Genomic DNA, 25,660 nt, shown 5'->3' with positions numbered 1-25,660 from the left:
CCCATGAAAATCAGTGCGCGAAACACGTTGAAGGGCAAGATCGTCGAGATCACCAAGGGCGCGACCACCTCGCATGTGCGCATCGACATCGGCGGCGCAGTGGTCACCTCGTCCATCACCAACGAAGCCGTAGCAGACCTCGGGCTTGCCGTCGGCAAGGATGCCTATGCTGTCATCAAGGCATCCGACGTCATGGTCGGCATCGACTGACTTGGTGCGCGAGAACGAAATCCGCCAGGGCGAGATCGCCGTCGACGCCCCCGCGCCGACGGACGCCGGCCTTGTCTTCATTGGCACGATCCGCACACCATGGGCCTCGCGGCTGATGGCGCCGCGCCAGGGTCGTGCCGACGGCCCGATCTGCCGCATCGAGATTTTTCCGCTATGGCGGGAGGCGCTAGCCGGCATTGAACAGTTCGAGCGCCTCGAAGTGCTCTACTGGCTGCATCTGTCGCGGCGCGATCTGGTCCGTCAAAGCCCGGCCAATGATGGTTCCGCGCGCGGCACGTTTGCCCTGCGTTCGCCGGTCAGGCCGAACCCGATTGGCACCTCGATCGTCACATTGATCAGCGTCGAAGCTTCGACCGTCCTGGTACGGGGTTTGGATTGCCTCGATGGAACGCCCCTGCTCGACCTGAAGCCAGACCGCGCACTGTTCAGCCCGATCGCTCCGCCGCAGCCGGGCGATTTCGAAGTGGGTTGAAGCGGCATTAGGCCGCCGGCAGCGAAGAGGCCCGGCATCCTTCGCCTAATTTGCCGAAACCACGACATTGACCGCCGCCGCGACCAGGACAGCATTGAAGAAATACGCGAAAATCGAGTGCACCAGGGCAAATCGCCGGATGGGTCGACTGGAAATGGTAACGTCGGATGTCTGCGCAGCCATGCCGATAACAAAAGCAAAGTAGGCAAAATCCAGAGCATCTGGGTTTGTTTCGCCGGCGAATTCGAGCCCTTGACCGGATCTGCCGTCACGGTCGCGGCGCCAGTAGAGATGCGCGTAGCGAGACGCCGCCATCGCGTGCGTCGTCGCCCAACCCAGCGGCACGGAAAGCAGCGCCAATATCAACCAGGGGGATGACGGCCTGATCTCGGCATTGATGATCATGAAAAGCGAAACGAGCGACGTGGCGACGATCCCCATCGTTATGAGAAACAGCACCCACTCGGGAGCCTCGCTGCGTGCGACAACCTTCTTCAGATGGTCTCCGCTCAGCCGATCCAGATTTCTCAGAGCCTGGATCAGGTAGACAGCAAAGAAACAATTGGCAGCGACGATGACGGCAAGTTTCCAGTTGATCCACCAGGCCAGCAGGCCGCCGACCGCGAAGGCTCCCGCTACCAGCAGGAACAGTGATCGTTGAGTTGTACTCATGAATGGCGCTGCCTCCCAGGGACGCATCTTTTGCTTCGATAGATACATGATACCATCAGGAGCACGAACACTGTCGCCTCGGCTGTTCCACGCCTGCCCGGATAGCCCGGTTGGGTTTTAACCAGAACGCCGACAGCCTTTCCCTGGGACCGGTGAAACGCCTCCGAGGCAATAAAGAGCTGGTGGCAAAAGCAGGATTCGTGCACGGCCTGATCAGGATTTCTTAACCAAGATGATACACATCTCGGTAACGACTGAGCCAAACGACCCGCCGTCTGTCCCGAAAGAAATGTCGTGCTTTGCCACGATACCGGACCATTGACGGGAAATCCTGAAGAAGCCGCCGGCCGCCCGAAACGGACAGCAAGTGCAAGGCATGAATGTGATCGATTTCCAGAAAAACGTCCGGTGTTCCTTCCTTGCCTGGATAGGGTTGTCGTCCCTGGTGGCGGCATTGCTGTGCATAAGCGCCGCCAGCGCGTTGGCGGAAACACGCAGCCTGAAACTCCGCCACCTGCATACCGGTGAGACGGCAGAGATCGTCTACAAGCGTAACGGGCGTTACGACCAGGCGGGGTTGAAGAAAATCAACATCATGCTGCGCGACTGGCGCCGCAACGAGCCGACGAGGATGGATCCGCGCCTGCTCGACCTTGTCTGGCAGGTCTATCGCACCAGCGGCTCGACAGCCTATATCAATGTCGTCAGCGGCTACCGCTCGCCCGCGACGAACGCGATGCTGCGCAGTCGTTCGAAGGGCGTCGCCCGCGAAAGCCAGCACATGGTTGGCCGGGCAATGGACTTCTTCCTCCCAGACGTGCCGCTGAAGAAATTGCGCGACATAAGCCTCAGGATGCAGGGCGGCGGGGTCGGTTTCTATCCGACCTCCGGCTCGCCTTTCCTTCACATAGATGTCGGCAATATCCGTCACTGGCCAGGTATCAGCCGCCAGGAACTCGCCAGGATCTTCCCTGACGGCAAGACGCTGCATCTGCCGAGAGACGGCAAGCCGCTACCCGGCTATGATCAGGCGCTTGTCGCCCATAAATCCCGTCGTGAAGCCGACGCACCGAACGTGGAGCTGGCTAGCGTCAGCGACAGTCAACGCAAGCCGCGTGGCCTGCTGGCGTCGCTGCTGGGTGGAAGTGGCCAGGCCGAGGCTGTCGCCAGCGCCGTGCCAACGCCACGCAACCCCGCCAGACCCGCTGACGCCGCACAAGTCCGGCAGGGTATCGCCATCGTGGCCGCCAGGGACGCTCAGCGTGCGAATATCCAGACCGTACCGGTTGTTCCGATCCAGGAAGCACCGGCTGAACGAAAGCCGGAAACGCCTGAAGCCACCGTCGCGGCGCTGGCGTTGCAATCTGTGCCGTTGCCGGTATTTGCCGAGCGTCGCGATCCGACGCTGAATAGCCCGCGCCCCGAAACCATACCCTTCACAATCTCTGACGCGGCCTCAGCCCGGACCGCGTTACCCTCCGCCGGGAGCTTAACAGCTGAGAGGGTCGCCCTGAACATTCCCGTGCCCAGTTGGCGACCGGAGAACTTGCAGAGTGCAGCACCACGGCCGGACACGGTCAGATCCGAAGACGCCATTGCTGCCTTGCTAACCGTCAGGCATCCCGACGAAGGCCCTGCCCTTCCAAAGAGCAAAGTCGACGCGATCCCTCCGACCGAGATGAAGGACCGTATCAAGACCAGTCAAAAAGCCGACCGTTTGCGGTCCGAGCCTCCGGCGGCCGCCATGCAGGCGAGCTACAAGCCCGCTGAGAATGACCTCACGATCACCGGCGCAATTGGTTCAGCCGCGCCGCCTCGTGCGGCCGCCGCGTTCATCCGCACAGCGGCGGTGCAGGTCTATGTCGACGGTTTTCGTCCCGACAGGGAGCCGTCCGACCATCGCCGTTTTACCGGTTCATCCGTGAAGTTTCTCCCCATCGCCAGCTTCAAATAGCGGATGCGGGACGGATGGCGGACGGTGCTACGACGTCGGAGGGCGTGACCTTTATTTCGTCAGGCGGAGTGGTGGCGCCAACATCGTCTGGCTCCGACATGCACCCGACGGAACATCCGTTGAAACGGCCTTGGCCTGTTTGGCGCTGCGGTGCTGTGCCTTGCCTGCCCGCAACCCCGCTCACAAGCTGCGACGGAAAGCTGCGCTCAGTCCACCGGCATCACACGGCGATCGGCGCCTTGATCGTCGCATCGGCGACGTAGTTTTCCAGGCGGAAATCCTCGAAGCGGAAGGCGAAGAGGTCCTTCACCTCCGGATTGATCCACATCGTCGGCAACGCCTTCGGCTGGCGGCGAAGCTGTTCGCGCGCCTGCTCGAAATGGTTCGAATAGATGTGCGCATCGCCAAGCGTATGCACGAAGTCACCAAGTTTCAGCCCTGTCACCTGGGCCACCATCATGGTCAGCAGCGCATAGGAAGCGATGTTGAACGGCACACCGAGGAAGATGTCGGCCGAGCGCTGGTAGAGCTGGCAGGACAGTCGCCCGTCAGAAACATAGAACTGGAACAGGCAATGGCAGGGTGGCAGCGCCATCTGTTCCACTTCAGCGGGGTTCCATGCCGAAACGATAAGCCGACGCGAATAGGGATTGCAGCGGATTTCGCGCAGCAGGTTCTCGATCTGGTCGATCGTACCGCCTTGTGCATCGGGCCAGGAACGCCACTGCTTTCCATAAACCGGACCGAGATCGCCGTTGGCGTCGGCCCACTCGTCCCAGATGGAGACGCCATTGTCATTGAGATATTTGATGTTGGTGTCGCCGGCCAGGAACCACAGCAACTCGTGGATGATCGACTTGAGGTGCAGCTTCTTGGTGGTCAGCACCGGGAAGCCCTGCCCCAGATCGTAGCGCATCTGGTAGCCGAACACCGAGCGCGTACCGGTGCCGGTGCGATCACCCCGGTCGGTGCCGGTTTCCAGGACATGGCTGAGCAGATCGAGATATTGGCGCATCGCTATCGCCCTGATTCGCTGTTTTGGCGTTGGCCGCGATCATACCCGGCCAATGCTTGCCAGGCTATTGCCCAGACAGACCAAACCACAGCATTCCGGCGCGGGAGCGCGCCGGAGGTATCGTCAAACAATGAGGAAGCTGTAAAGCTCAGAGCGAGCCGAGCTTGCCGAGGTCCTTGGCGACCAGATAGTAGAAGGTCACCCGGTTCTTGGTGTTGTCCGCGCTCATCGCCTTGCAGGTCTTCTCGATCGCGGCGTCGGCCTTGGCGGCGTCAGCAATGCCGAGCTTCTTGCCGACCCAGCTGTCACGCACGCGCTTCAATTCTTCCGGATCGGTGCAGGACACCAGCGAGGAGTCGCGGTTCCTGAGCGCGATGCCCAGGTGCTTCACGATCTTGTCGACGACATCGGCACTGGCACCGGCGTCATACTTCTTCACGTCTGCAAGATAATCGCTCATCAGGAATTCCCCTCATCGGAGCCACGTCTGTCCGGTGAGACAACGACCGGCCAAAACCGGATTCTCCACACCGAGGCAAACCTTCGGTTGCAGTTTGTCGCAAGTCAAGCCTTGCAGACAGGGTTTGACATAGCATCACGCTGGAATGCTTGCCTTTTTACGTTACGAAAGCTGATTTAAGGACACAAAGACGGCCCAGCTAAATTAGCTGGACCGCCTCCTGCCCCCGCCTCGCTATGAGCGACTGCTTTCGCTCAAAATGGCGAATCCGGGAAATAGAAGTTCTTGGCATTCTCCGGGGTGATCAGCGTCGCATCGAGGATGTAGTTGCCGCTGACCGGCACCTGATCGATCAACGCTGCCGCGGTCAGTTCCATCGCGGTGCCGACCATGGCCGGCGGATAGAGCACATCGACCGGGATCATCTTGTCGCCATCCATGACTTTCTTGATCATGTCCTTCGAGCCGGCGCCGGCCACGACATACTGGATGTCGGTGCGCTTGGCCTGCTCAATGGCCTGCAGCACGCCGACCGCCATGTCGTCGTCCTGGCACCAGACCACATCGATCTTCGGATATTTGGTCAGGTAGTCCTGCATGACCTTGAAGGCGTCGTCGCGGTTCCAGTTGCCGAACTGGCGGTCCAGAACCTTGACCTTCGAGCCGGCGATACCCTTGTCGAAACCGTCCTGGCGCTGCTGGTCGATCGGGATCGGCAGACCGCGGATGATGACGACTTCTGCCTCCGGCGTCTTTTCGGCAATGTATTTGCCGGCCACTTCACCGAGTGCCGGATTGTTGCCGGCGACATAGAGGTCGCGTACGGAGTTGTCGTTGCTCGATGGAGCGCGGTCGACAAGCGCCACGAACTTGCCCTTGTCTTTCACTTCCTTGATGGCGTTGACCAGCGGATCCGGGTCCGACGGCAGGATCACCAGCGCATCGATGCCCTGTGTCTCCAGATCCTGCACGGCGTTCGCCTGGCTGGCGGCGTCCGGCGAAGTCTTGACGATGACGTTCAGCCCCGGATGCTCTTCCATCAGCTTCTTGGCGACACGTTCGGCATGAAACACCACGCCGGCAGTCCAGCCATGGTCGGCCGCCGGGATCGAGACGCCGATCGTCTTCTTGTCCTGCGCCTGGGCAACGCTCATCAGCGCCACCATGGCGACCGCTGCCACTCCGATTAGTCGTTTTTGCATTGTTTCCTCCCTATGCTTGCAGGTCTGGTCGGTCAGTGGCCGGGCGACCCGAGGACCCGGCCCCGTTTCAGGTTTTCCTCACCAGTGAGCGTTGGACGAGCATGGCGATGATGATGATCGCGCCCTGGATGGCCCCGAGCAGGTATTCGCTGACAAAGTTCGAAAGCAGCATGATGTTGCCGACGATCTCCAGGATGAAGGCGCCGCAGATCGTGCCCCAGATGCGCGCTACCCCGCCGCGCAACGCCGTGCCGCCAACCACCACCGCGGTGATCGCCTGCAGTTCCCACATCAGGCCGGTGGTCGCGGACGTGGAACCAAGGCGGGGAATGTAGATCAGGCAGGCCACAGCCACGCACAGCCCCTGGATCACATAGGTGAGCGTGCGCACGCGGCTCACCGGGATGCCGGAGTAATGCGCCACGTCCTCATTGGAGCCGACCGCGACAACATGGCGGCCATAACGGGTGCGATAGAGTACGAAAGCGCCGACGGCTGCGGTAATGACGATCACATAGATCGGGAACGGCACGCCGAAAATCTCGCCGAAATAGACCGGCCGATAAAGCGACTGCACTTCAGGATTGCGGAGCGTGATGGCACCGCCTTGCGACAGCCATGTGGTCAGCCCGCGATAAATGCCCATCGTGCCGAGCGTTGCGATGAACGGCTCGATTCGCCCGACCGTGGTGATCAGGCCATTGGCCAGTCCGCAGGCCGCGCCAATCGCAAGCGCAAGCAACGCCGCTGCCACGATCGTCATCATCGGATCGCTGACCGCACCACTGTTCATGAACAGGATGGTAAGGCTCGCCACGAAGGCCACCATCGAACCGACCGACAGGTCCAGCCCGCCCGCCGAGATGACGAAGGTCGCTCCCACTGCGATGATCGCGATGAAGGCGCTGCGTGTCAGCACATTGAGCAGATTGTCGACGCTGATGAAATTCGGATTGGCGAAGGCGCCAAGCACGAGCAGAAGTGCCAATGCCACGAAGGGTGCCACTGCCCGCAGGTCCACGTCCTTCCAGGACCGTTTCGCTTTTGCCGTTGCTGCTGCCGTTTCGGTCATTCTTCTCCCGCCCAAAGCATGCCGCGCATCAGGCGGCCTCTCCCGTTTGCACGCCGGTTGCCAGCACGACGATCTCGTTTTCGTTCATGTGATCGCCGGCCACCTCGCCGACGATATGGCCGGTCCGCATCACCAGAATGCGGTCGCACAGGCCGATCAGCTCCGGCATCTCGGATGAAACCACGATGATGGACCGGCCTTCCGCCGCCAGCCCGGCAATGAATTTGTAGATCTGCTGCTTGGTGCCGATGTCGATGCCGCGCGTCGGCTCGTCGATGATGACGATTGACGGGTCCAGCAGCATCATCTTGGCAAGCAGCAGCTTCTGCTGGTTGCCGCCGGACAGTTGCCCAGCGAGCAGATCCTTGCTGCCGGTCCGGATGTCGAATTCGGAAATTGCCTTGTCGAGCGCCTCGCGCTCCCATGCACGGTCCACCTGCCCCCAACGCACGAAACGCCCGAGTGAAGCCAGAGTGAGATTGACCCTGAGATCCTTGGCGAGCAACAGGCCCTTGCCCTTGCGGTCTTCGGAAAGGTAGGCAATGCCGGCCTTCAGGCTGTCATGCACATTGGCAAAACTGACCGGCCTTCCGGCAAGGCGAACCATTCCGTGCGCCGGCCGCAAGCCAACCATGCCCTCCATCAGCTCCGTGCGCCCGGCACCGACGAGACCGGCAAATCCCAATATCTCGCCTTTACGCAATTGGAAGGAAGCGTGCCCGGCATAGCCTGGCACGGACATATCCTCGACCTCGAGTACGACCTCACGCGCCGCCACGGTCGCCCGATCCGGATAAAGCTTGGCCACGTCGCGCCCGACCATCAGCCTGGCCATGTCGACGGGTTCGACTTCAGCCGCATCGCGCGTCGTGACCAGCCGACCATCGCGCAGCACGGTCACCTTGTTGGCGATTTGCTTCACCTCCGGCAGACGGTGCGAGATGTAGAGGACGGCCGTGCCCTTGGCGCGGATATCGGCAATGACCTTGAGCAGCGCCTCCGTCTCCACCGGTGTCAGAGACGCAGTCGGCTCGTCGAAGATGACGAGACGGTGCGGCACCAGCAGCGAGCGTGCGATCTGCACCAGTTGACGCTGTGCAATCGACAGGCGCCCCACCGTCATGGTCGGGTCGATATCGCCACCGAGTTCACGGATTGCTTTTCGCGCGCGGTCGTTCATGGCCTTGTCGTCGAGCACGAGGCCTTTGGCGATCTCACGTCCGAGATAAACGTTCTGAGCGACAGTCAGGTCTGGCGCCAGCAGGATTTCCTGGTGGACGAGAACGATGCCGCGGTGCTCGGCATCGACCGGCCCGGAGAACACCACCGGCTGACCGTCGATCCTGATCTCGCCTTCCGTCGGCTGCAGATGGCCGGACAGGATCTTCATCAAGGTCGATTTGCCGGCACCGTTCTCGCCGATAATCGCATGCACCTGACCGACCTCGACGGTGAGATCGATTCCCTTCAGCACCTGCACCGGACCAAAAGACTTCGAGAGTCCTGCAATGGTGAGCAGCGGAGCTGTGCCATCGGCTGGTGCCAGTGAAGATGCCGGGCTCATCCCACCTTCGTCCACACATTGCCGCCTTTCGACGAAGCGACGGCAGCTTCGATGAACTGCATGCCTTTCAGGCCATCCTCGACGGTCGGATAGATCACATCGGCGTCTGGCTTGCCGCCTGCGCGAGCCGCGCGGATGGCGTGTGCAGCTTCGGCATAGATCGTTGCGAAGCCCTCAAGATAGCCTTCGGGATGCCCGCCCGGAACGCGCGTCACCCGCACCGCCTCTGCCCATGCGCCATTGCCGCCACGGGTGAAAAGCTGTTTTGGCTGGCCGAACCGGGTGAACCAGAGATAGTTCGGATCGGCCTGAACCCATTCGAAGCCGCCCTTGGTGCCGTAGACGCGCAGTTTCAGCCCGTTCTCGTGGCCGACGGCGACCTGGCTTGCCCACAGCATGCCACGCGCCCCGCCCTTGTAGCGGAGCAGGATCTGGACATCGTCGTCGAGCAGCCGGCCAGGCACGAAAGCCGTCAGCTGCGCCAGCAGCTCTTCCGTCTCCAGGCCGGTGACGAAGGCAGCGAGATTATAGGCATGAGTGCCGATGTCGCCGATCGCGCCACCGGCACCGGAGCGTTTGGGATCGGTGCGCCACTCCGCCTGCTTGGAACCTGCGAGTTCCGCACGCTCGGTCAGCCAGTCCTGCGGGTATTCCACCTGCACCAGCCGGATGTCACCCAGTTCGCCGGCAGCGACCATGGCACGCGCCTGCCGGATCATCGGATAGCCGGTGTAATTGTGGGTCAGCACGAAGACCTTGCCGGTCTTCTCGACCAGATCGACCAGTCCCTGCGCCTCGGCGACGGTGGTGGTGATCGGCTTGTCGCAGATCACGTGGATGCCCGCCTCCAGGAACGCCTTCGCGGCCGGTGCATGCATATGGTTCGGCGTAACGATCGAGACTGCTTCGATGCCGTCCGGCCGGGTAGCTTCCGCCTTGGCCATCTCCGCGAATGAACCGTAGGCACGGTCCGCCGCGATGCCCAGATCGAGCGCCGAGGTCTTCGCGCGTGCCGGATCAGAAGAGAGCGCGCCGGCGACGAGATCGAACTGATCATCGATGCGGGCGGCGATGCGATGGACAGCGCCGATGAAAGCGCCCTGCCCACCACCGACCATGCCGAGCCGGATGCGACCGCTCTGCGTCTCCTGTTTGCTGCCTTCGATTGCCATGATCAGCTCCTATCCAGTCCGAGCATCTTGCGGTTAGCGGCGTCGTCAGTGCCGGCCCCGGCAAAGTCGTCGAACGCATGCTCGGTGACGCGGATGATGTGATGCTTGATGAATTCAGCGCCTTCGCGCGCACCATCTTCGGGGTGCTTCAGCGCGCATTCCCATTCCAGCACCGCCCAGGAATCAAAATCATAGGCGGTAAGCTTGGAGAAGATGCCGCCGAAATCGACCTGGCCGTCACCCAGCGAGCGAAAGCGCCCGGCCCGGTCGACCCAGCTCTGGAAGCCGCCATAGACGCCTTGACGACCGGTTGGGTTGAACTCGGCATCCTTCACATGGAAGGCCTTGATGCGCTCGTGATAGATGTCGATGTAGTCGAGATAGTCGAGCTGCTGCAGCACGAAATGCGACGGATCGTAGAGCAGGTTGGCGCGGGCATGGTTGTTCACCCGCTCGAGGAACATCTCGTAGCTGACGCCATCATGCAGGTCTTCGCCCGGATGGATCTCGTAGCAGAGGTCGACGCCATGCTCGTCGGCATAGTCGAGCAGCGGTCTCCAGCGCTTCGCCAGCTCATCGAAGGCAGCTTCGACCAGGCCGGCTGGACGCTGCGGCCATGGATAGACATAGGGCCAGGCAAGCGCGCCCGAGAATGTTGCGTGTGCCTTCAGGCCAAGATGTTTCGAAGCCCGGATCGCCCGCTTGACCTGATCGACTGCCCATTCCGTTCGCGCACCAGGATTGCCGCGGACTTCCGGCGCGGCGAAACCGTCGAAGGCGGCATCGTAGGCCGGATGGACGGCCACGAGCTGCCCCTGCAGATGCGTGGAGAGTTCCGTGATCTCCAGCCCGTGGCTGGCAGCCACGCCCTTCACTTCATCGGCATATCCCCTTGAATCCGACGCTTTCTTCAGGTCGAACAGGCGCGCATCCCAGGTCGGGATCTGTACCCCCTTGTATCCGAGGGAAGCCGCCCATTTGCAGATGGCGTCGAACGAATTGAACGGCGCGGCATCCCCGGCGAACTGCGCCAGGAAAATGGCCGGTCCCTTGATGGTCTTCATCGATCTCCTCCCAATTCAGGCAACCGCGTGTGGGCTGCACCTACACATAGCGGTTGACGATATTTTCCAGATATTCCTGCCGCCCCGAGCGCGGCTCCGGTTCGATGCCGTCGGCGACGACCCTGGCAGCGATATCCTCGAGCGTTGTTCCGCCGGAGAGCACCTTTTTTGCATCGGCGCTTGCCCAGCCGGCGTAACGCTGCTCGAGCGGATCAGACAACGCCTTGTCCTCGATCATGCGCGCTGCGGCCTTCAGGCCACGCGCGCAGCAGTCAATGCCTCCGATGTGAGCGATCAGCAGATCCTGTGGATCGAGCGACTGGCGCCTCAGCTTGGCGTCGAAGTTGGTGCCGCCCGTGGTGAAACCGCCGGCCTTCAGCACCTGATAATAGGCAAGCGCCATCTCGGGCACATTGTTGGGGAACTGGTCCGTGTCCCAGCCCGACTGGTAGTCGTTGCGGTTCATGTCGATGGAGCCGAAGATGCCGAGCGCGTCGGCGAGCGCCAGCTCATGCTCAAAGGAATGACCGGCCAGAATGGCGTGGCCCTGCTCTATGTTGAGCTTGACCTCCTTCTCCAGGCCGAAGTCCTTGAGGAAGCCGTAGACGGTGGCGACGTCGTAGTCGTACTGGTGCTTGGTCGGCTCCTGCGGCTTCGGCTCGATCAGAATAGTGCCTTTGAAGCCAATGCGATGGCTGTAATCGACGACCATCGACAGGAAGCGGCCAGCCTGTTCGCGCTCGCGCTTCATGTCCGTGTTGAGCAGCGTTTCATAGCCCTCTCGGCCACCCCAAAGCACATAATTCTCGCCACCGAGCCGCTTGGTGACGTCGATGCATTTCTTCACCGTGGCGGCGGCGTAGTAGAACACATCCGGATCCGGATTGGTGGCGGCGCCAGCCATATAGCGGCGGTGCGAGAACAGATTGGCCGTGCCCCAGAGCAGCTTGACTCCGGTCTCCTGCTGCTTTGCCGCAAAGATATCCGCCACCGCGTCTAGTCGCGCTGCGCTCTCGGCGAAACTCCCGCCTTCCGGCCGCACGTCGGCATCATGGAAGCAATAGTAAGGCACGCCGAGAGTGGAGAACATCTCAAAGGCCACATCGGCTTTCAGCCTGGCCGCCTCCATGGTATCGCCGAACCAGGGGCGCTCGAAGGTCTGGCCGCCGAAAGGATCACCGCCCGGCCAGGCGAAAGAGTGCCAATAGGCGACGGCGAAGCGCAGGTGTTCCTCCATGCGCTTGCCCAGAACGATCTCATCCTTGTTGTAGAAACGATAGCCGAGCGGATTGGTCGAATCCGGACCTTCGTACTTCACCTTGCCGATATCGCCGAAAAATCCTGTGCTCACTCTTGAAACTCCTTGTAGGTCGTATGCCCATTCGTCTCGCGAAGCCGTGGGAGGACAGCTTCGTTCATCTCGGACTCATGGCAGATTGTCCCGGATGTAGATTTCGATCCGGATGGCTTCCTGGTTGGCGATGACGGGCGTATCGTCGATCCGGGCCTTCAACAGCCGGATCGCGCTGCGCACTTCATGACCGGCGTCCTGATTGATGACCGCGTCGAAGATGCCGTCGCGCAGCGCCTGCTTCGAGTGACCGGTGAGTTCATGCGCAACCACCGTGATCCCGCGATACTCTGTTCTCGACGTCAGCACGTCGATGACGCCGCGGTTGCCGGCGCCAATGCTGTAGAGGCCAACGACATCGTGCTCGCGGTCAAGAAGTTCGGCCAGCAATGTCCGCGTCACTGCGGCATCGTCCCGCCCCTCAAGCACCGGCAGGCATTCAAGCCCCGGAAATGCTTCACCAATCGCCTGTTGGAAGGCAGCGCGACGCTCGGCATGGTCTTTCACCAGCATCGAGCCGGCGACCAATGCCACCTTGCCGGACCGGCGACCACAGAAACGACCGACAAGGCTTGCCGCGGTTCGACCGGCGGCAATGTTGTCGATGCCGACATAGTGGTCCCGATAGACATCGGAGACATCGGAGACGAGGGTGACTACCGGAATGCCAGCCTCTCTTAACCGCGCCAGGGCTCTACGCACACGTTCGGATTCGGTCGCGACCAGGGCGACACCCGACACCTGTGCCGTGTCGATTCTGTCCAGCGCGGCCGCCAGCGCGTCGGCATCGAAAGTCTTCACCTTGCGAATATCGAGATGGGTGCGGTCGAGAACCGAATAGAGCTTGGCCTGGCTGAGCTCCTGTTCCAGCCCGAGCATGAAACTGTTCGATCCCTCGGGAACGATGAAAAGCAGGTTGTAGACGCGTTGCTTGGCAAGGTTGGCGGCTGAGATATCGCGTACATAGCCAAGCCTGAGAATGGCTGCATTGACGCGCGCCACCGTCTCGGCGCGCACGCCTGAACGCCTGTTCAGCACGCGGTCGACGGTTGCCAGACTGACACCCGCCTCCCCGGCCACATCATGAACCGTTGGACGCATTCCTCACTCCCGGCGTCGACCTAGCATGGAGTTTTGAGGTACGTAAAGCAGATTCTGATGTACGTATCTCACGATCGATCATCCGTCAGTTCAAAGCCATCGCTGATCTTCTGTGCAAGGCTCTGTTTTCGTTCCTCTTGCTATTGAAACCCAGCGAGCCGGTCCGTATATTGGAGGTGTCCTGGCAACAGGACTATGGTGCTAAACCGACTGTGCAATAGGCGATCCGGACGCGGTTTCGATACCGCCACCTCCACCATAATCCGTCCCCGCGCGACGGCTTATGATGGGGGTGAAATGGGTTCGACGGGCGTTGAAAGACAGATTGCTGTACCCGGCATTGTACCACCGTTATCGGGCTAAACTTATAGTTGCCAACGACAACTATGCGGAAGCTCGTCTCGCTGCTTAATGCGGCGCGAACGCTTCAAATCAAGCCCTAGCGGTTCGCACCTCTAGGCGGGGTCCGGAGGCACCTGGCAACAGAAGCCTCCACTTCTCCCCCGACATCCATTCGCCTCGCCCAGCCGGTATCCCGGATCCACGCGACGCGCCCTTCCCAAATTCCCGAAACCAGGACGACAGCCCGACCGGGCTCGTCGAAGGCATCCATGGAGACAGCCTTGCAGAACCATACCGACCAATTCTTCGTGCTGACAGGCGGCCCGGGCTCTGGCAAGACCACGCTCATCGAGGCGCTGGCGGCAAAAGGCTACGCCACGGCGCCTGAGGCAGGCCGCAACATCATCCAGGACCAGATGACGGTCGGAGGATCAGCGTTGCCCTGGAACGACAGGACCCTGTTCGCCGAACTGATGCTGGCCTGGGAGCTACGCTCCCACCACACCGCCGCCCGCCTGTCGGGGCCGGTGTTCTTCGACCGCGGCGTACCGGACACGCTCGCCTATCTCAGCCTGAGCGGCCTGCCGGTACCGGCACATATGGAAAAGGCGGCCGGACATTTCCGCTACAACCGCCGTGTTTTCATCGCACCGCCATGGCCCGAGATCTTTACGCAGGATGCCGAACGCAGCCAGGACCTCGATGAGGCTGAGCGCACCTTCGAAGCTCTGGTCGACACCTATCCGCGCTATGGTTACGAACTCATCACATTACCGCGGACATCGGTCGAAGAGCGCCTTGCGTTCATCTTCGAAGAGCTCGATTCGCAGAACGACCCGCTAGGAAAAGGGCGAGCCCGACCAGCGCCAGACACAGCAGGCTGAAACCTGTGCGCAAGGTGTTCCACCAGGTCCAATCGACAGAATAGGTACGCCAGAGCTTCGCGGCCTCGGCCGCATCGTCCGGCACGGCCGCGATCGCCAGCGCTTCATTCATCGGCACGTTGACGGCGAAGGTCGGCAGGAAGGCGCCAAACAGATAACTTGCGGCAGCAGCCAGCATGGCAAGCGCCGCCGCTCGCCACCCTGCCCCGAGCAGCGCGACCGCGGCCAGCGTGGCGGCAATCGGTGTGCCGAAAAAGGCCGGGGCAAACACCGCATTGCGAACCGTCGCATTGATGCCCTGCATGGCGACCACGGCATGCGCCGGCGCCACCGCATCCAGGCCGCGCATGACGGAACTCGTATAGGCATAGAAAAACCCGGCAATTGCGCCGGCAAGCAGCAGCGCGACGCCTGACAGTCCCAGCGCCACAGCCGTAAGCGTTCGATTTTCCCGCATCGTGCTCATGATTTCCCCGTTCAGCTTGAGTACCAATCAGTACTTGTAGCATTCAGTACCGCATGGTACTCAAACATGCAAGCTACGGAGACCTGCAATTGCCTGCTAAAATGCCCGCCAATAGACGCGACGACATCCTGGATGCCGCGCTGGAACTCCTCGCCACGGGAGGACTTGAGGCGGTCACCACCACGGCCCTCGCCCGCGTCGCCAGATGTTCGAAGGACACGCTTTACGTGCTGTTCGAAAACCGTGACGCCATCCTGGCCGCTCTCGTCGAACGACAGGCTTCGCAGCTGAACACTACCCTGCAGGAAAGTGATGTCGAAGCCTCGCCGCTCGATCGGCTAAAGCTGATCTCCACCCAATTGCTGAAACTGCTGACCTCGCAGGCATCGCTTGCCATCAACCGGGCAGCGCTCAGCGACGCCAGCGGCGATCTGTCCAGGATACTGATAACTGCCGGCAAGGAACGCTCCGCGCCGAAAATCATGGCGGCGATCGAAGCACTCGACCGAAAAGGCGTCATCCGCACCCCCGATCTCCTCGACGCCTACCGGACGCTCTACGGCCTGCTGATCGGCGATCGCCAGATTCTGGCGCTGCACAATGCCTACGAGCCCGCGGAAGACGCCGAAACCATTGCAGTCCGAGCAGTCGAGCGCCTGGTGAGGCTCTATGCATCCGATCCTAGGGAAAGCTGATTGCGTTATCCGACGCCACCGCCACTAGGCTGCGGCCGACAGTTCCTGTCTGTCGGTGACCGTCCGATCACGCCCCGCGTGCTTGGCGGCATAGAGCATCTTGTCGGCGCGAGCGATCGCATCCCAGAGCGGCTCGCCCTGCTGGCATTCAACAATGCCGAAGCTGCAGGTCACCTTGAAGCCAGCTGGCAAGTTTGCTAGTTCACTTCCCGCTATCTCATGCCTCAATTGTTCGGTCAGCACGTAAGCGTCGTCGAGCGCGCAGTTTCTGAGCAGGATGACGAACTCCTCGCCGCCGATGCGCGCAACCAGATCCTGCGCCCTCACGCAACGCCTGATCATTCCGGCAACGGCTGAAAGGACAATGTCGCCGGCGGCGTGACCGAAGCGATCATTGATCGATTTGAAGCGGTCGATGTCGCAGGCAACCACACTGACGACGCTGTTGGCTGCGCCGGACAGAACCTGTACAGCCCGCGCTTCAAGGCCGCGACGGTTGAGCAGGCTGGTCAAAAGATCACTGTCCCGCTCGGCCTTCAGGCCCAGCACCACATCGGCGCATACCACCACCAGTAGGCCAAGTCCCATTGCCACACCCAACACCGACATGGCGAACTGTGCCCACAACCAGAACGGCGAGTCGAAGAAGGCGGCGACATCATTGATGGGCACCGATCCACCGGTGAGCAGCGTGCGCAACACGAAAGTCAGCGAAAGCCCCGACAGCATCCACAACAGCGCCTTGTCGATGGTGCTGCCGCGCACCAGACGCCGCAGCTTCCAGGCCGCGCTCAGCACGATGCCCGCCATGCAGAGATTGAGCAGGCAGGCGCGTATCTGCAGGTTGTCCTCGACATAGTAGAAATAGCCGAGCAGGCCAACGGCCGACACCATCCAGGCGGCATGTTCGCCAACGGGCATGCGATCGCCCGAGCGCACGAGCACACCTTCCGCCAGGAGCAGCGGGCCAGCGGTGTATAGGACCGCGCAGGCCAGGTTGTTCAGGCCGATGTCCGACGGCCACAGCGCGAACTGCACCACCGTGCCGGCGCTGACCGCGAGAAACGCCAGCGAAAAAAGCAAGAGATGCCGACGGCGGCGGTCGAGCAGCCATACGCTGAAGAAGCTGGCTGCAAACAGGAGCAGCAGTGCCGAAGGAATGAATTTCAAGATATTCGCCCGCGCCTGTGACCCGCGTCAAATGCCGGTCGATATCTACAAGACACGGGTAAACAAGAGGATAGCATGACAGCAAAAAGGTTCCCGCAGGCAGCTGGGCTAGCCTGCGCGACGCGCCCAGGCACAGACCTGGGCATGCGCAATGATCTGACCCTGTACCGCCACCGTCGCTTCCCGCAGCCTCGCCTCCAGCGTATCGATATCGACAATCGCCTCGGTGGCGAGGCCTAATTGAACCAGCTTGGGCAAAAGGGATCGAATGGTTTCCGCTATCCAGGCGTGGTGTGGTGCATCCGGTCCGCCCGCCACCGGCGTCTCACTGAAGAGAGAGGGGGCAGGCAAGCCGGCCTCCGTGTAGATGCCGAAGAGCTTGTCGGCGGCATCATGGTGCGGCGCCGCCATATGGAACAGTGTGAACAGCCAATCGCCGACCTGTTCCCACAAAGGCACGGCAGGCAACGACGCGAACGGATGCCGGTGGCTGACTTCGTGGAATGCGACGATACCACCAGGGCGGACAAGTTCGGTCACGCGGCGGACAAGCGCCACCGGATCTGTCTGATGGACAAGGACATAGCGGCCGATGACCAGGTCGAAACCGGCCTCGTCGACAAAATCCTCGACCGCTTCGGCCTCGAAAACAGCTTGCGGGTACCCTGCTGCCCGCTGCTGCGCCACCGCAATGGCATCGGCGCTCCGGTCTATACCGACCACCAAGCCGGCAGGCCCGACCATCTCGCATGCGAGCATCGCGACGTCGCCGGCGCCGCAACCCACATCGAGAACCCGCATGCCTGGCACGATTCCGGCTTCACGCAGCAGACGTGCAGTGATCGGCTTGAGGATCTCGGCCTGCAGCACGAGGCGGCGGATTTCCGATGCCGAATGGCCGAGAATGTAGGCGGCGGGTGTCGTCTCGTTCATGGAGCAACTTCCTCGAGGCGCCCCGCCACCAGTCCATTAGCTCTATCGAATATATGGCGACGATAGAGAACCGCCTGAGAACTGTCCATCCGCGTTGCACGGGCGGCGTCCCGCTTCCTGCCAGCTCCTGAAACTCGCTTATTTTCTTATTGAATTCAGATTCTTACCTGATCAAGCTAAATCACCCTCTGATCCAGCCAACATAGATGCAAGAAAGGCCGGGCAAAAAGCCCGGCCTTTCGGTAGCCTTGGGAGAGACTCTTATTCCGCCGGCGCCTCGACGGGCTGGCGGTTGCGGCCGAGCGTGACCTGCGTCAGCGCAAAGGCAATGACGGCGGCCAGCGTGATGCCCGCCACCATTGGCAACGGCGTTCCGTCGAAGAACAACCCTGCAATTCCCATTGCCACTGCGCCGATGGCGAAATGCAGAGTGCCCATCAGCGCCGAGGCCGTACCCGCAATGGTACCATGCTCTTCCATGGCCAGCACCGAGGTGGTCGGTATGACGAGGCCAAGGAACCCGTACCCGACGAAGAGCAGGCTTGCCATCACGTCAAGGCGATCGACACCGGAGGCCATCACCGCAAGCAGCACCACCATGGCTGTGGCATAGCCGACGACAGCTACCTTCACGACACGCTTCAGTCCGAAACGATCGGCCAGCAGCCCTGTCATCTGCGACATGCCGATGAAGGCAACGGCATTGATCGAGAAGAACACGCTGTAGAGCGAAGGCGAAAGGCCATAGTGGTCGATCAGGATGAAGGACGAACTCGCCAGGTAGACGAAGAAAGAGGCGATCCCGAAGCCGCCGATTGCCGTCAGCCCGAGGAAATTGCGGTCATTGAGCAGGAACCAGTAGCCTTTCAGCGCCGAGCCAAAGGAGGAACCGACCCGGTCCTCGACCGGACGCGTTTCCTTCTGCGCCGTGGCCAGAAGCACGATGGCGATCACGGCAGCGCCGGTCAGAACCCAGAACACCGCGCGCCAGCCAAGGGTCTCGATGATCAGGCTGCCGGAAAGCGGCGCCAGGATGGGCGACACCGAAAACACCAGCATCAGCAGCGACATCAGCTTAGCCGCCTCGTTGCCGGTGTGCATGTCGCGCACGACAGCACGTGGAATTGCCATGCCAGCGCTGGCGCCCAGTCCTTGCAGGAAGCGGAACGCGATCAGCCATTCGATGTTTGGCGCCATCGCCGAGCCGACTCCGCCGATGATGAACAACGCAAGCCCGACATAAAGCGGCGGCTTGCGGCCGAACATGTCCGACAATGGGCCAACCACGATCTGGCCGAAACCCATCGACAGGAAGAAGATCAAAAGGCTCATCTGCACGGCCGATGTGCCGGCATTGAGATCGGCACCAATCGAAGGCAGCGCCGGCAGATACATGTCGACGGCAAAGGCACCGACGGCGGACATAAGGCCGAGCAGCACCGCGGTGCGGAGAAAATGCGCGTTCATGATTTAGCTCTTTCAAATCCGGTTGCGGCAGCGATGCGGCGCCGAACCCAAGGACGTTCCATCCCCTGAGATGCCGACATGGAAAATGCGGCATCTCCAAACCTTATAGTCCAGAAAATTAGACACCCTTGTCTAAATTGTCAATCATAGCTATATAGATTTTTATGAGCCAGACGATTGCTGCTGACAATTTCCCGCCGCGCGGCCACGAAGCCAAAAGGGTTGCGATCGTGGATGCTGCCATGTCGGTTTTCTGCCGCGAAGGTTTCGCTGGCGCCAACATCGACCTGATTGCTGCGGAAGCGGGAGTCTCGCGCCAGACCGTCTACAATCACCACGGGGACAAGGAGAAGTTGTTCATCGCGGTGGTGCACGAACTCACCGAGCGCTGCAATGCCGGCATTTTCGCCACCCTGGCCACCTTCCCCGATCAGCCCAAGGATCTCGAGGCGGATCTGATCGGCTATGCCGTGCGCATGAACCGCAATTGCATCTGCAGCCGCGACGGCAAATTCCTGCGTAAGCTGATCCAGACCGAAGGCGAGCGTTATCCTGAACTGTTTGCCGAGTGGCGCGAGAATGGTCCTGGTACAACCTTGCCTGCGCTTGCCGCGCGTTTTGCGCGTCTCGCTTTCGCTGGTCATCTCGCTATCGACGATCCGGACGTGACCGCCCGTCATTTCGTCGGTCTGATCAATGCCGAGTTGCAGATCGAATTCATGATGGGCATTCAACCAAGCCAGGAAGAAGTTCTGCAGTCGGCTACGCATGGCGTAAGAGCGTTCCTGCGCGCCTATGGCGCTCGCCAGGCGGCTTCACGCCAGCGCGAGGCCGCGCTGGCCTGACGACACGACGTCGCGAAAGCGTCAGCCAAAGACGGCTTTGGTGTTGGCCACCGTGCCGGTGCCGTCTATATGCGGTTTACGAGCCCGCCAAGCTTGATTACAGCTATGCGGACGATTCAACGGAACCGCCCAGGCATATGGCCGACGACCACATTCGCTACGACATCCTGGCCCAGGAGGCTTTGCGCGGCGTCATGCGCAAGGTGCTGGCCGAGGTCGCACGCACCGGCCTTCCGGGCAACCACCACTTCTTCATCACCTTCCTGACCGGCGCGCCGGGCGTGCGCATTTCATCGCGCCTGCGCGAACGGTATCCCGAGCAGATGACCATCGTCATCCAGTTCCAGTACTGGGATCTGAAGGTTACCGAAGCCGGCTTCGAAGTTGGCCTGTCCTTCTCCGACATTCCGGAAAAGCTGGAAATCCCATTCTCTGCCGTGCGCGGCTTCTACGATCCGTCGGTAAATTTCGAACTCGAATTCGATGTCCGGACCGAGACGGCCGAAGAGGTCGAAGAAAAGCCGGCGGTTGAGCCGGTCGCACTTGCTCCCGAAAAGAAATCCGAATCGAAGAAGAAAGCTGCTGCCGAGCCCGAGAAGCCAGCAGCCGACGAGCCTGCCTCCGGCAAGGGCGCCGAAGTCGTCTCGCTCGACGCTTTCCGCAAGAAGTAGTCCGATCGCCATGGCCGAGATCGTCAATCTCCGCCAGTTCAGGAAGGGCAAGGTGCGCGAACAGCGCGCCGCTGTTGCAGAACAGAACCGTGCCTTGCACGGCCGCAGCAAGAGTGAAAAGCAGCGCGACAAATTGCAGGCGGAAAACGCCGAGCGTCTCATTGACGGGCATCGCCGCGAGACGACCACCGACTTCCCGGCGCCAGACAAGAACTGAGCGCGCGTGAGTCTGGTCGAAAAACGCTCCGTCACCATACGTGGCCACCGCACGTCCTACTCACTGGAGAAGCCCTTCTCCGACGAGCTTGCCGCAATCGCCGAAAACCGCGGGCTCACCCTCGCGGCACTCGTGGCCGAGATCGATGAACAGCGCCCGCGCGAGGCCAACCTGTCCTCGGCGCTACGGCTTTACGTGCTGGATTGGCTGAAGCGTGGTTCGGGCGAAAGCGCTCCGTAGAGCGGTCAGCAGAGGCAACACATCATCATCAGCCGATGCGTTTGGCCATCATAAGTTCATCGATCTCACGGCCCTCATGGATCAATCCGGCAGGCAGGCGGCCGATTTCGATAAAGCCTTCGCGTGCATAGAAGCGTTGCGCTGCCGGGTTCTCGACACTGACCGTCAGTTCCAGTTGCAGGATACCGGCATCCTGCGCATGCCTCGCCAACGCGTCCAGCAAAGCCTTGGCCGTCCCGGTACCGCGCTCGCCCATCCGCGCGTAGACCATGACGATCGTGGCGCGATGGCGCGTTTTAGCCGATTGCTCGCGCAGCAGTCCCATCAGGCCGACCGGTTCACCATCGCGAAATGCGATGAAGACAGTGCCGCTCATTAGCCGCCGCAGCCACTCTTCGTCCGGCAGCACCTCCCAGTCCTCGACCCGGCTGGCGAAGGCTGCCGGCTCCAGCCGAAGCGCCTCCAGCCGTATGTGCCTGAAGGCAGCGACGTCATCCTTGCCGGCCAATCGCACCGTCGCGGCGCTCTCGTTCATGCCGGATCCCTTCAAGCATCTACGTCAAACCCTCAAGGTCAGACTGCCCAACAACCTATTGCAGCGTTTTGAGGAAATCCTGGATTGAAAACGGCTGGAGTTTGCCCGCCGGTGCGCTCGGGACAGCAGGCGTCGGCGGCGTTGCCTGGCGTTCAGCATCCAGCTTTGCTTTTTCCTCTTGTGCCGCACGAATCGCTGCTTCGGCCTTGCGCCGCTCTGCCTCGGCAGCTTCCGCAGCAGCCTTTTCGGTCCTTGCCTTCTCTTCGGCTTCGACTTTGGCCCTTGCTTCCGCGGCAGCCTTGGCCTCGTTTTCCGCCTTCAGCCGCGCCTCTTCCTCCGACTTCCGTTTCTCTTCCTCAATACGGCGTTTTTCTTCTTCCGCACGATCCCGCTGTTCCTGCAGATCGGCATAGTAGCGGGCCTCGCGCCGCAGCCGTTGCTTTTCCAGCAACACCGCCTGCATGGCTTCGACCCGTTGCTGCTCTTTCTCCAGCGCCCGCTGAGTGAGGAACTGCGCCAGCGGCGCGCTGTCGAAGCTGCGAACCGGAGCCTCGATCGGGCCGTCTACGCTGTAGTTCAACGCCGGATCCGAACCGATCAGAGCCTCGTCGCCGGCCTTGTAGGTGACCGTGCCCCGTGCCGCGACCGTGCCTGCCGCCAGGTCAGCGGAAACCTCCGCCGACAGGGAAGACGTCGGCGTCTCGAAATTCATCGGCGGCGCACGCAGCACGCCGGCAGCCAGTGTAAAGGCTATGTCGGCGTCCCGTGCGACAAAGGAGCCCTGCCCGGCGATGCCGGGGGCGAAAGCGGCCGTGCGCGGTGCATCGATGTCCCGACCGACGCCATCGGCTTTCGCCAGCAGTGCGGGCAGCGCATCGGCATTGAGATTGGCAACCGTTACACCTCTCAGCGAAGCCGTACCCGAGCCGGCAAGCGAAGACACCATTGCATCGATGGACTTGCCGCTGGTGGTCGCGCTCGCGATAAAAGTACCCGCACCTGACAGGCCGGATGCGGGCAGAAGCCTGGAGAGGTCCGTGCCGGCCAGCGTCGCCTGACCGCTGAGCAACCCGGTGCCATCATTGTTCTTCAGATCGAACAGACCGGTGATTTCGCCACCGAACACCTTCGCCTTCAGCTTCGAGATGCCCAGCCCCTCATCGACGAGTTTCAGCGACAGCATCGCGTCGTCCGCCGTTATCAGTGGACCGGCCAGCAGTTTGACCACAGCCAGGTCCAGATCGGCGGTCATCGTCAACATCGGCTTGGCAGCAAACGGCGTCTTCGGCCAATTCGTACCGTCGCCAGACAGCGCATCATTGCCAAACAACATTGCCGCCAGTGGATGGAGGTCGAGTGTGTCCAATGCCAGCTGTCCACTCAGATGCGGCTTGGCGGCATCGAATTCGGCAGCGACATCACCGGACAAAGCAGTGCCGGCTGCACTTCCCTTGAGACCGGAAATAGCGAGCCGGCTGTTGCGATAGTCGGCTTCGGCGGCAAGCGCCACGGAAGCGCCGAACCCCATGCCGGGCAGCGCGACGCCCGTCGTCATCAGCCAGGGTTCGATATCGGCCGTATCGAGTGCCACCTTGCCCTTGGCTGCCAGTCCTTGTGGCGTATCGGTCACCGTACCGTCGAAGCGTGCACGCAGATCGGGACCCCAGAGATTGAAGGCGGTCGCGACACCTTCGACGAGCGTGCCTCTGGCGGTGATGTCGGTTGTCGCCTCACCGACCATCCCGAGCGGCAGCGCGGGCAGACCATACAAGGCGAGAAGTGCGGCGGCATCCGGGTTCTTGGCATCGAAAGTCAGCGAGAATGGCGCTTTTGCCATCTCACCTGGCTGACCATGCGCCGACAGCGAAACCGACAGCGCCGAACCGCCGGTCGTTCCCTTGCCCGACAACGCCAGCCCCGTGGTGCCGTCACCATTGTCAGCAGTGCTCGTCACCACGTCGAGGCGTGTATCGCGGTACAGACCAGGATAGGCTTTTCCGCGTGCGGAAAGTGCTGTCAGCAGCCGGCTGTCGGGAAAGCGTTTGGCCGCGGCATCGATCAATGGCGCAAGGTCGGGTGCCAGCAGCGAAGCATCCAGACTGCCGGTCGGTCCTTTCGGAAAATCCTTCATACGGCCTGTCGCGCTGATCGACGCCCCCGCCAGCCCGCCGATCGACAGCTTGTCGATTTCCAGCATGCCGGTCCGCAGTCGCATGGCCGTATCAAGCGTCTCGGCCGAAAAACCCCAGGCATCGACTGGCCCAGCTTTGATCGCGGCATCGAGATCGGCGTCTGCGAAACGGTTTATTCCCTTGTCCGACATGAAAAGTGCAGCAAAGGCGGTCAACCCTTCGACGTCGAGCGCGCCCCCTTCCAATCTCGTCACCACGGTCGGTTTGCCTTCGGCAGGCTGGGAGGCATCGAGACTGCCGTGAAAACTTGCCTTCCCGAGTACGAGTTCGAGGTCGTCGAATTTCTGCCGGACATCGGTCAGATCGACTCTTGCACTGAAACCTGCGGTCGGCAGCCGCCGGATCGCTTCATCGACATCCTGCGACAGCCACGCCGCGAAACCGGAAGGCTGCGCGACGGCAAGCAACAACGAACCGGTGAAACGCACTTCGCCATCGACATCGAGCCGTCCGTTGGCTTCCAGCGTGGTGCGACCGGGCAGGGTCGCCGCCAGCGATTTCACCGCCCAACCGCCGGTAGCTGGCTCGGCGGATACAACGACATCACGGATGGTCGTGTCGCCCGCGACCATTGCCGGCAGCTTCACTTCGACGGAGCCCGGCATTGCCGGCTTCGGCAGCGCCAGGAGCACCCGCTCAAGTGCCGCAATGCGTTGCGGCAATGCCGCCGTCCCTTCCTTGCCAGGCGTTTCCTCGAACTGCACCTGGGCACCGCTGGCCTCGATGGCGAAGCGTGGATCCGCACCAAGGTCGACCGACGCCTTGCCGTCGGCAGTATAGGGATTGTCCAGGGGGCCGGTCTCGAGGCGGAATTCGTCGATCGCGAGCTTACGATGATCGAGCTGGAACTTGCCGTTCAGCCGATAGGTGGGTGGCGCCTTGGCGCCTGTGGGTCCACCATCAGTCTTCGCCGGGCGTGCCTGAGCACCATTGTCGCCCAAAAGCTTGAACTGGCCGGAATAAAGCGCCTGCCCGTTCTCGACGCCAGCGTTGCCGTCGGCTTCTACCGACAGCGGATAGCCATCCGGCTCGGCCTTGATCCGAAGTGCGATCTTGCCAGCGCCGTCGGCTTTTCCGGTTGTCAGCGAGAGACGCGTCGCAATACCGTCAGCCTTCAACGCACCTTCGGCGCGCCAGGGGCCGGCCAGAGATTTCGCCGACACCGTGGCGTTGATGTTCGACAACATGGTGAGGCGCCCGCTTGCCTCCTGGCGCAGTTCCACCGCTCCGTCGGTCACCGTCAGTTTCTCGATTGCCACTTGGGCCGGATCGAAGGGCGAAGACGGCCTGGCCGTCCAGTCTACCTTGCCGTCCGCTGCAACACTGATGATCGCCTTCGGCCTCACCAGACGCATGTCGAAAATCAGCACTTCGCCACGCAGGAACGGCGCGAGTTCGGCATCCATCGAGAAAGTCTCGACGGTCATCGCAGGTTCACCACCTGCACCGCCAGCCACCGAAACATCGGTAAACGTTACGGACGGAAACGGCAGAAGTCGCGCGGTGGCGCTACCTTTCACCGTCACCTTGCGGCCGAGAATGGTGCTCGCCTCGCGCTCGAAATCGGCCCGATAGCCCGTCCAGTCGACGAATGGCGGCACCACCAGCGCCGCAAGCAGCGCCAGCACGAAAAGGCCACCGAAAATCACAAACAGGCGGGCGAGCATTACCTC

At 61.5% G+C, this 25,660-nt stretch carries 25 protein-coding genes and 1 other RNA gene; 10 read left to right on the top strand and 16 right to left on the bottom strand.

What is annotated here, in order from left to right:
• The first annotated feature begins 3 nt into the window (after positions 1 to 3).
• On the top strand, positions 4 to 210 hold the full coding sequence (locus ACFWYE_RS10560) for a molybdopterin-binding protein (RefSeq protein WP_101935060.1): 207 nt from the start codon (positions 4 to 6) through the stop codon (positions 208 to 210).
• A gap of 1 nt (position 211) precedes the next feature.
• Positions 212 to 703, top strand: coding sequence for a tRNA (N6-threonylcarbamoyladenosine(37)-N6)-methyltransferase TrmO (tsaA, locus tag ACFWYE_RS10555; protein WP_379111223.1), 492 nt, complete (start codon positions 212 to 214; stop codon positions 701 to 703).
• Positions 704 to 748: 45 nt separating this feature from the next.
• Here tsaA and ACFWYE_RS10550 read toward each other — a convergent pair whose 3' ends face one another.
• Positions 749 to 1,375 carry a DUF1345 domain-containing protein gene (locus ACFWYE_RS10550; protein ID WP_379111221.1) on the bottom strand — a complete coding sequence of 209 codons (627 nt, stop codon included), beginning with the start codon at positions 1,373 to 1,375 and terminating at the stop codon, positions 749 to 751.
• 376 nt (positions 1,376 to 1,751) lie between these two features.
• Between ACFWYE_RS10550 and ACFWYE_RS10545 the strand changes: the two genes are divergently transcribed.
• The gene (locus tag ACFWYE_RS10545; RefSeq protein WP_379111219.1) at positions 1,752 to 3,329 is read left to right on the top strand and encodes a DUF882 domain-containing protein; all 1,578 of its coding nucleotides are present in this window, start codon (positions 1,752 to 1,754) and stop codon (positions 3,327 to 3,329) included.
• 220 nt (positions 3,330 to 3,549) lie between these two features.
• Here the strand turns inward: ACFWYE_RS10545 and ACFWYE_RS10540 are convergent, their stop codons facing one another.
• The 9 genes from ACFWYE_RS10540 to ACFWYE_RS10500 form a co-directional block, all read right to left on the bottom strand.
• Positions 3,550 to 4,344 carry a thymidylate synthase gene (locus tag ACFWYE_RS10540; RefSeq protein ID WP_379111217.1) on the bottom strand — a complete coding sequence of 265 codons (795 nt, stop codon included), beginning with the start codon at positions 4,342 to 4,344 and terminating at the stop codon, positions 3,550 to 3,552.
• Positions 4,345 to 4,492: 148 nt separating this feature from the next.
• A complete protein-coding gene (locus ACFWYE_RS10535) occupies positions 4,493 to 4,804 on the bottom strand; it encodes a DUF2853 family protein (protein WP_144378177.1) in 312 nt (103 codons plus the stop codon).
• 254 nt (positions 4,805 to 5,058) lie between these two features.
• Positions 5,059 to 6,006, bottom strand: coding sequence for a substrate-binding domain-containing protein (locus tag ACFWYE_RS10530; protein ID WP_379068770.1), 948 nt, complete (start codon positions 6,004 to 6,006; stop codon positions 5,059 to 5,061).
• Positions 6,007 to 6,073: 67 nt separating this feature from the next.
• A complete protein-coding gene (locus tag ACFWYE_RS10525) occupies positions 6,074 to 7,078 on the bottom strand; it encodes an ABC transporter permease (protein WP_379111215.1) in 1,005 nt (334 codons plus the stop codon).
• A gap of 28 nt (positions 7,079 to 7,106) precedes the next feature.
• Entirely contained in the window at positions 7,107 to 8,642 is a 1,536-nt protein-coding gene (locus ACFWYE_RS10520) for a sugar ABC transporter ATP-binding protein (RefSeq protein WP_379111213.1), read from the bottom strand.
• Positions 8,639 to 9,814, bottom strand: coding sequence for a Gfo/Idh/MocA family protein (locus ACFWYE_RS10515; RefSeq protein ID WP_379111211.1), 1,176 nt, complete (start codon positions 9,812 to 9,814; stop codon positions 8,639 to 8,641). The genes ACFWYE_RS10520 and ACFWYE_RS10515 overlap by 4 nt, the downstream gene beginning before the upstream one ends.
• 2 nt (positions 9,815 to 9,816) lie before the next feature.
• Positions 9,817 to 10,878 carry a sugar phosphate isomerase/epimerase family protein gene (locus ACFWYE_RS10510; protein ID WP_379111209.1) on the bottom strand — a complete coding sequence of 354 codons (1,062 nt, stop codon included), beginning with the start codon at positions 10,876 to 10,878 and terminating at the stop codon, positions 9,817 to 9,819.
• Between the two features lie 40 nt (positions 10,879 to 10,918).
• Positions 10,919 to 12,229 (bottom strand): xylose isomerase, encoded by a 1,311-nt coding sequence (gene xylA, locus ACFWYE_RS10505; protein ID WP_379111207.1) that lies wholly within the window; start codon positions 12,227 to 12,229, stop codon positions 10,919 to 10,921.
• 75 nt (positions 12,230 to 12,304) lie between these two features.
• Positions 12,305 to 13,330, bottom strand: coding sequence for a LacI family DNA-binding transcriptional regulator (locus tag ACFWYE_RS10500; protein ID WP_379068756.1), 1,026 nt, complete (start codon positions 13,328 to 13,330; stop codon positions 12,305 to 12,307).
• Positions 13,331 to 13,469: 139 nt separating this feature from the next.
• On the opposite strand from ACFWYE_RS10500, the gene ssrA reads away from it, so the two are divergent.
• Together ssrA and ACFWYE_RS10490 are read left to right on the top strand one after the other, a co-directional pair.
• Positions 13,470 to 13,827, top strand: a transfer-messenger RNA (tmRNA) gene (gene ssrA, locus ACFWYE_RS10495).
• Between the two features lie 114 nt (positions 13,828 to 13,941).
• Complete coding sequence (locus tag ACFWYE_RS10490) at positions 13,942 to 14,556, top strand: AAA family ATPase (protein ID WP_379111205.1); 615 nt, start codon at positions 13,942 to 13,944, stop codon at positions 14,554 to 14,556.
• Here ACFWYE_RS10490 and ACFWYE_RS10485 read toward each other — a convergent pair.
• Positions 14,477 to 15,022 carry a DUF1772 domain-containing protein gene (locus ACFWYE_RS10485; RefSeq protein WP_379111203.1) on the bottom strand — a complete coding sequence of 182 codons (546 nt, stop codon included), beginning with the start codon at positions 15,020 to 15,022 and terminating at the stop codon, positions 14,477 to 14,479. The two genes, ACFWYE_RS10490 and ACFWYE_RS10485, sit on opposite strands and share 80 nt — an antisense overlap.
• 89 nt (positions 15,023 to 15,111) lie before the next feature.
• On the opposite strand from ACFWYE_RS10485, the gene ACFWYE_RS10480 reads away from it, so the two are divergent.
• A complete protein-coding gene (locus ACFWYE_RS10480) occupies positions 15,112 to 15,717 on the top strand; it encodes a TetR/AcrR family transcriptional regulator (protein ID WP_379111201.1) in 606 nt (201 codons plus the stop codon).
• Between the two features lie 24 nt (positions 15,718 to 15,741).
• On the opposite strand, the gene ACFWYE_RS10475 is transcribed toward ACFWYE_RS10480, so the two are convergent.
• The 3 genes from ACFWYE_RS10475 to ACFWYE_RS10465 all read right to left on the bottom strand — a co-directional run bounded on the left by ACFWYE_RS10475 (position 15,742) and on the right by ACFWYE_RS10465 (position 19,287).
• Positions 15,742 to 16,887: a diguanylate cyclase domain-containing protein gene (locus tag ACFWYE_RS10475; RefSeq protein WP_379111199.1), complete on the bottom strand. Its 1,146-nt coding sequence runs from the start codon at positions 16,885 to 16,887 to the stop codon at positions 15,742 to 15,744.
• A gap of 108 nt (positions 16,888 to 16,995) precedes the next feature.
• Entirely contained in the window at positions 16,996 to 17,820 is an 825-nt protein-coding gene (locus ACFWYE_RS10470; protein ID WP_379111197.1) for a class I SAM-dependent methyltransferase, read from the bottom strand.
• Positions 17,821 to 18,081: 261 nt separating this feature from the next.
• On the bottom strand, positions 18,082 to 19,287 hold the full coding sequence (locus tag ACFWYE_RS10465) for a multidrug effflux MFS transporter (protein ID WP_379111195.1): 1,206 nt from the start codon (positions 19,285 to 19,287) through the stop codon (positions 18,082 to 18,084).
• Between the two features lie 164 nt (positions 19,288 to 19,451).
• Here ACFWYE_RS10465 and ACFWYE_RS10460 point away from each other — a divergent pair, with 164 nt between their 5' ends.
• From ACFWYE_RS10460 to ACFWYE_RS10445, 4 genes are all read left to right on the top strand, one after another.
• Positions 19,452 to 20,132, top strand: coding sequence for a TetR/AcrR family transcriptional regulator (locus tag ACFWYE_RS10460; protein ID WP_379111193.1), 681 nt, complete (start codon positions 19,452 to 19,454; stop codon positions 20,130 to 20,132).
• A 137-nt stretch (positions 20,133 to 20,269) separates the two neighbouring features.
• Positions 20,270 to 20,803 (top strand): SspB family protein, encoded by a 534-nt coding sequence (locus ACFWYE_RS10455; protein WP_379111191.1) that lies wholly within the window; start codon positions 20,270 to 20,272, stop codon positions 20,801 to 20,803.
• Between the two features lie 10 nt (positions 20,804 to 20,813).
• Entirely contained in the window at positions 20,814 to 21,020 is a 207-nt protein-coding gene (locus tag ACFWYE_RS10450; protein WP_379111190.1) for a DUF4169 family protein, read from the top strand.
• Positions 21,021 to 21,026: 6 nt separating this feature from the next.
• The gene (locus ACFWYE_RS10445) at positions 21,027 to 21,260 is read left to right on the top strand and encodes a ribbon-helix-helix domain-containing protein (protein WP_379111188.1); all 234 of its coding nucleotides are present in this window, start codon (positions 21,027 to 21,029) and stop codon (positions 21,258 to 21,260) included.
• 28 nt (positions 21,261 to 21,288) lie between these two features.
• On the opposite strand, the gene ACFWYE_RS10440 is transcribed toward ACFWYE_RS10445, so the two are convergent.
• A complete protein-coding gene (locus tag ACFWYE_RS10440) occupies positions 21,289 to 21,795 on the bottom strand; it encodes a GNAT family N-acetyltransferase (protein ID WP_379111186.1) in 507 nt (168 codons plus the stop codon).
• A gap of 55 nt (positions 21,796 to 21,850) precedes the next feature.
• A complete protein-coding gene (locus ACFWYE_RS10435) occupies positions 21,851 to 25,654 on the bottom strand; it encodes an AsmA-like C-terminal region-containing protein (RefSeq protein WP_379111184.1) in 3,804 nt (1,267 codons plus the stop codon).
• Positions 25,655 to 25,660: the final 6 nt, after the last annotated feature.

This window comes from Mesorhizobium sp. NPDC059025, from assembly GCF_042739655.1.
In the GTDB taxonomy this organism is placed as follows: Bacteria; Pseudomonadota; Alphaproteobacteria; order Rhizobiales; family Rhizobiaceae; genus Mesorhizobium.
The sequence above is the reverse complement of the archived record's forward strand: the minus strand, read 5'-3'. Positions and strand labels throughout refer to the sequence as shown.